The following is a 5,195-nucleotide window of genomic DNA, read 5'->3' as shown; positions in this document are numbered from 1 at the left end:
TGGGCGAGGGCACCCCGGTGATCGACTGCCCGGGGCGCACCTTTCCCGTCGCGACCCGCTACCGCGCCCTCAACGCCCGGGAGGAGGCCGCCCCTCAGCAGGCCCGGGCGCTACTCGACGCCATGGGGCAGCAGGAGGGCGACGCCCTGGTGATCCTCCCCGGGGTGGCGGAGATCCGCCGCCTGGCTCGGGAGCTGTCGAACCGGTCGCCCGAGCTTGCCGTCATGGAGCTCCACGGCCGCCTGCCGCTCGAGGCTCAGCGCCGCGCCCTGCGCCCCGACCCCGAGGGGCGCCGGCGCGTGGTGCTCGCTACCGCCATCGCCGAGTCCAGCGTCACCGTGGACGGCGTACGCTTGGTGATGGACGCCGGCCAGGAGCGGGTGCCGGTGTTCCAGCCCCGCAGCGGCCTGACCCGCCTGGAGACGCGCCGCGTCAACCGCGCCAGTGCCGACCAGCGCCGGGGCCGCGCCGGCCGCCAGGGCCCCGGCCTCTGCCTGCGGCTCTGGGCCGAGGAGCGGCCGCTCGTCCCCCACGGCGAGCCCGAGATGCGCCAGGCCGACCTCGCCCCGCTCGCCTTAGAGCTGGCCCGCTGGGGCGTGACTGACCCGGGTAGCCTCGCCTGGGTGACCCCGCCCCCCACCGCGGCGCTTTCCGCAGGGCGCGAGCTGCTCGGGCGCCTGGGGCTGCTGGATGCCGAGCACCACCTCACCGAGCTGGGTCGCCGGGCCGCCCGCTGGCCCACCCATCCGCGTCTCGCGGCCATGCTGGAGCGTGCCCGAGCGCTTGACGCGCTGCCGCTGGCCTGCGCCCTGGTGGCGCTGCTCGAAGGGCGCGGCCTGGACGACGAGCGGGACCTTGAGCAGGCCCTGCGGGTGCGGCTCCAGGCGCCGCGGGAGCACCGCCAGTGGCAGCGGGACGCCGAGCGGCTGGCCCGTATCGCCCGGGTGAGCCTCAAGGTGGCAGGTCTGGCCCCCGTCGGTGAGCTGCTGGCGCTGGCCTATCCGGAGCGCGTCGCCCAGCGCCTGGACGCCCCGGGCCGCTTTCGCCTGGCCGGCGGGGGCCTGGCGACCCTGCCGGAGACCCACCCCCTGGCCCACGCCGCGCTGCTGGTGGCGGTAGAGCTCGACGGCGAGGCGAGCGGGGCGCGGATCTTTCGCGCCGTGGCGTTGGGCCGCGACCGCCTGGAGGCGCTCTACCCCGAGTGCGGCGAGTGGCGGGCGAGTCTCGAGTGGTCCGATGCCGAGGGCCGCCTGATCGGCGAGCAGGTGCGCGGCCTGGGCGCCGTAGTGCTGGAGCGACGGCCGCTGGCCCGGCCGCCGGCCGAGGCGGTGAGGGCGGCGCTGCTCGAGGCGCTGCACCGCCGGGGGCTACCCCGGGATGACGCCCTGACCCAGCTGCAGGGACGGGTGGCACTGCTGCGCCGAACACTGGGCGCCGATGGGCAGGCGGCGTGGCCCGACTGGTCCGACGAGGCCCTGCTGGCGAGCCTCGAGGCCTGGCTCGCCCCACACATGGAGAACATCACCCGGCTCGACGCGGTGGAGCGCCTGCCCCTGGCGCGCCTGCTGCTCGACACCCTCGACTGGCCGCTTCGCGCCCGCCTCGACGAGCTGGCCCCGGCGCGGCTCCCGGTGCCCAGCGGCGCCAGCCACCGGGTGGACTATGCGCCCTGTCTCGAGGGCAAGCCGCCGGTGCTGGCGGTGAAGCTGCAGGAGTGCTTCGGCTGGCAGGCCTCGCCTCGGATCGCCGACGGGTGCGAGGCGGTGCTGCTGCACCTGCTTTCCCCGGCGCGCCGCCCGCTGCAGGTGACGGCGGATCTCGCGAGCTTCTGGGCCAACGGCTACCCGGAGGTGCGCCGCGAGATGCGCGGCCGCTACCCCAGGCACCCCTGGCCGGAAGATCCCACCACCGCCGAGGCCACCGCCCGCACCAAGCGGCGCTCATGAGTGTTAAGCTTGATAGGTAGCCGTCACTTCTCAGGGGGGGCGTATGATCGACCTGCTGGAGCACGCCAAGGAGGATATTCAAGCGCTGTGTCGTTGCCATGGCGTCAGCCGCCTCTCGGCGTTTGGTTCGGCGGTTGAAGGAGCTTTCGGGGAGTCCAGCGACGTGGACTTCCTGGTGGAGTTCGATGCTTCCATGGCGCCGGTCGAGGTTGCGGAGGCCTTCTTTTCACTCAAGGAAGCGCTGGAGACTCGCCTGGGCCGGCCGGTGGACCTGGTCACTCCCCATGCGCTCTCCAACCCCTGGCTTCGTGACAGTGTCAGGGAGAGTGAGGCGCTGCTCTATGCAGCGTGATCCGCGAAAGTATCTCCACGATATGCGTATCGCCGTCGAACGCATCCTTCGTTTCACTGCCGGCAAGACCTTTGTGCACTATCTGGAAGACGAGCTCCTCCAGTCCGCCGTGGAGCGCCAGTTCGAGATCATCGGCGAAGCGGCCAGCCAGCTTTCAAGGGTGGACTCAAGGGTTGCCGGACAGCTTTCCGACCTTCCACGGATGGTGGCCTTTCGCAATATGCTCATCCACGGCTATGCGGTGGTGGATCCGCGAATCGTCTGGGGCGTGGTGGAGGGAAACCTTCCCGCTCTCTACCGGCAGCTGAATCAGCTTCTGGATTAACGTCTTCGTTACGCCAGTCCGGCCAGCCCCAGCAGCAGGGCGGTGAGCCCCAGGCAGACGCCGAAGGCGGGCCAGGGCATCAGCCAGGCGTCGGCCCGCCGCAGTCAGAGCGAGCCCCAGGGCCAGGGCCGCCAGCGCTGGCAGCAGCGCCGTGAGCCAGGCACCCGGCGTGGCGAGATGGGGCCAGGGCATGCCGCTCCAGACCCAGGGCAGCAGGGCCGCCAGCGCCCCCAGGCCCCAGAGCGCCGCCGTCAGCCAACCGGGCGGTGTCGCGCTCTGCGTGGGCCGGTCGAGCCGGGGAAGCAACCAGAAGAGCCGCAACATCAGCAGGCTCGTCAGTGCCCCGCTCAGGGTCGCCGGCCAGGCGGGCAGCGCCGCCTCGCCCAGGGCCGCTTCCAGGCCCATCTTCACGGTCATCCCGCCCCAGGGGGGCAGCCCCGCCAGGGTCAGGGCCGGCAGCACCAGGGCGCCAAGCACGAGGCCACGCCGCGCCGCGCTGCGGGCGATCAGTCCCGCGCCCAGGAAGAGCGCCGCCTTGGCGAGGGCGTGGGCGGCGATCAGCCCCAGCAGGGCCGGCAGGGCGGCGGGGCTGCCCATCAGGTGCAGCCCGAGCAAAGCGGTGGCGAGGCCCATCTGGCTGACGCTGGACCAGGCCAGAAGCGGCTTGGGGGCGGCCTGAACCAGGCCCCGCCCGGCGCCATAGAGGGCGCCGGCCAGGCCCGCCGCCACCAGAAGCCCACCGGCGGGTGCGGCGTCGTCGCCAAGCAGCAGCACTCCGCCCAGCAGCCCCACCTTGATCATCAGCCCCGAGAGCACAGCGCTGGCCAGCGGCGGGGCGACCGGATGTGCCAGGGGCAGCCAGGCGTGAACGCCGATGGCCCCCGCCTTGATGGCCAGGCCCAGGCCCAGGGCCGCCAGCGCCGGGCCCGGCAGCCCCGCTTCGGCGAGGGCAGGAAAGGCCAGCGACGGCGAGGCCTGCCAGGCCAGGGTCAGGCCCAGCAGCAGGCTCACCTCGGCGAGCAGCATCATGGCCAGATACCCCGCGGCGGCACGGCGCGCGCCGGGGCTTCCGCCCAGCCAGACCAGCCCCCAGCCGGCCAGCCCCAGCCAGGCGGCACCCAGGTAGAAGGTGAGCAGTTCGCCGGCGGTGAGGGTGAGGAGATGGGCCGCGGCGGTGAGCCCGAGCAGGGCCGCCAGGCCCGGGGGGGAGCCGGTGATCGCGCCGGCCGGGGTGCCCGACCTGGCGGCGGCCAGGGCCAGCGGCCAGAGCAGCAGCGCCGGCAGCAGCCAGGGGAGCCGCTCGGCTTCCAGGCGCGGCGCGGCCAGGGTGAGGTCGGGGGCGCCGGCCAGGGCGGCGAGGCCCGCGAGCCAGGCCAGCCCGACCAGCAGCAGCGCCGGTGACACCTCCCGCCAGCTCCTCGGCCAGGCGGTGGGGGGCAGAAACCGAGCGCCTTCAGGCGCCAACGCAATCGACAGGATCCGCCATAGCCAGGCGGCGGTGAGCAGGGTGCCCAGCAGCATCACGCCGGCCAGGAGCCACAGTTCGGCCTCCAGGGCGGCATGCAGCAGCCACCACTTGCCCAGGAAGCCGCCGCTGGGCGGGATGCCCACCAGGGAGAGCCCGCCCAGGGCGATGGCGGCCCAGATCAGCGGCTGGCGTCGCGCGCTGCCGGCCAGCCCCGCCAGACGGTCGTGGCCGACGCGCTGTTGCAGGTGGCCGGCGGCCAGGAAGAGCCCGCCCTTGGCCAGGCCGTGGGCCACCAGCAGCCAGAGCGCGCCGCGGGGGCCGAGCCCCTGCCAGGCCTGGCTGCCGGCCAGGGCCGGCAGCAGCAGCGCGTAGCCGCTCTGGGAGAGGGTCGACCAGGCGATCACCAGCTTCAGGCGGCTCTGCAGGAGGGCCTGGATCCCGCCCCACACCAGGGCCAGGGCGCCGAGGGCGGCCAGGGCCTGGCGCATCAGGCTGCCGAGCTCGCTGAAGGGCCCCAGCCAGAGCCGCCACAGCACCAGCAGGGCGGCGGCCACCACGGCACCGGAGAGCAGGGCGCTGACCGGTGCCCCGGCGCGCGAGTGGGCCGCGGGCAGCCAGCCGTGCAGGGGCACCAGGGCGGCCTTGATCATCAGCCCCAGGGTGATCGCCAGGGCGGCCAGCCGGGCCGCGGGGCCATCCTCGAGGGCCTCGGCCAGCAGCGCCAGGTCGAGAAGGCCGCTCTGCCCGTAGAGCAGGGCCACCCCCAGCAGGTAGAGCAGCGAGCCCAGCAGCGAGGCCATCAGGTAGCGCAGCGCCGCCACGTGGAAGGGGTCCTCCCGGGAGCGGCTGACCAGGCCCACTGCCGCCAGCGACAGCAGCTCCAGGGCCACGTAGAGGTTCAAGAGGTCCCGTGAGAGCAGCACGGCATTGAGGGCCGCCCACAGCAGCCACCACAGGCACCACAGGTAGCGGTCATCGCGGCGGCCCGACTCGGTGAGCAGCGCCAGGCTGGCCAGCCCCATCAGCAGGCTGGTCATGGCGAGCAGCTGCCTGCTCGGCGTGTCCAGCCACCAGGCGATGCCCAGCGGCGGCGCCCAGCCCCCC

The 5,195-nt window shown here is 74.0% G+C and carries 3 protein-coding genes; 2 read left to right on the top strand and 1 reads right to left on the bottom strand.

Features of this window, described 5'->3' with window-relative positions:
- Both hrpB and J5F18_RS12485 read left to right on the top strand, forming a co-directional pair.
- A partial coding sequence (hrpB, locus tag J5F18_RS12490) for an ATP-dependent helicase HrpB (protein ID WP_346298945.1) occupies positions 1-1,946 on the top strand: 1,946 nt, incomplete at its 5' end.
- 43 nt (positions 1,947-1,989) lie between these two features.
- Positions 1,990-2,298, top strand: coding sequence for a nucleotidyltransferase domain-containing protein (locus tag J5F18_RS12485; protein WP_346298944.1), 309 nt, complete (start codon positions 1,990-1,992; stop codon positions 2,296-2,298).
- Between the two features lie 166 nt (positions 2,299-2,464).
- On the opposite strand, the gene J5F18_RS12480 is transcribed toward J5F18_RS12485, so the two are convergent.
- On the bottom strand, positions 2,465-5,195 hold a 2,731-nt coding region (locus J5F18_RS12480; protein ID WP_346298943.1), incomplete at its 5' end, for a proton-conducting transporter membrane subunit.

The organism is Halomonas sp. BM-2019 (assembly GCF_017584085.1).
The sequence above is the reverse complement of the archived record's forward strand: the minus strand, read 5'-3'. Positions and strand labels throughout refer to the sequence as shown.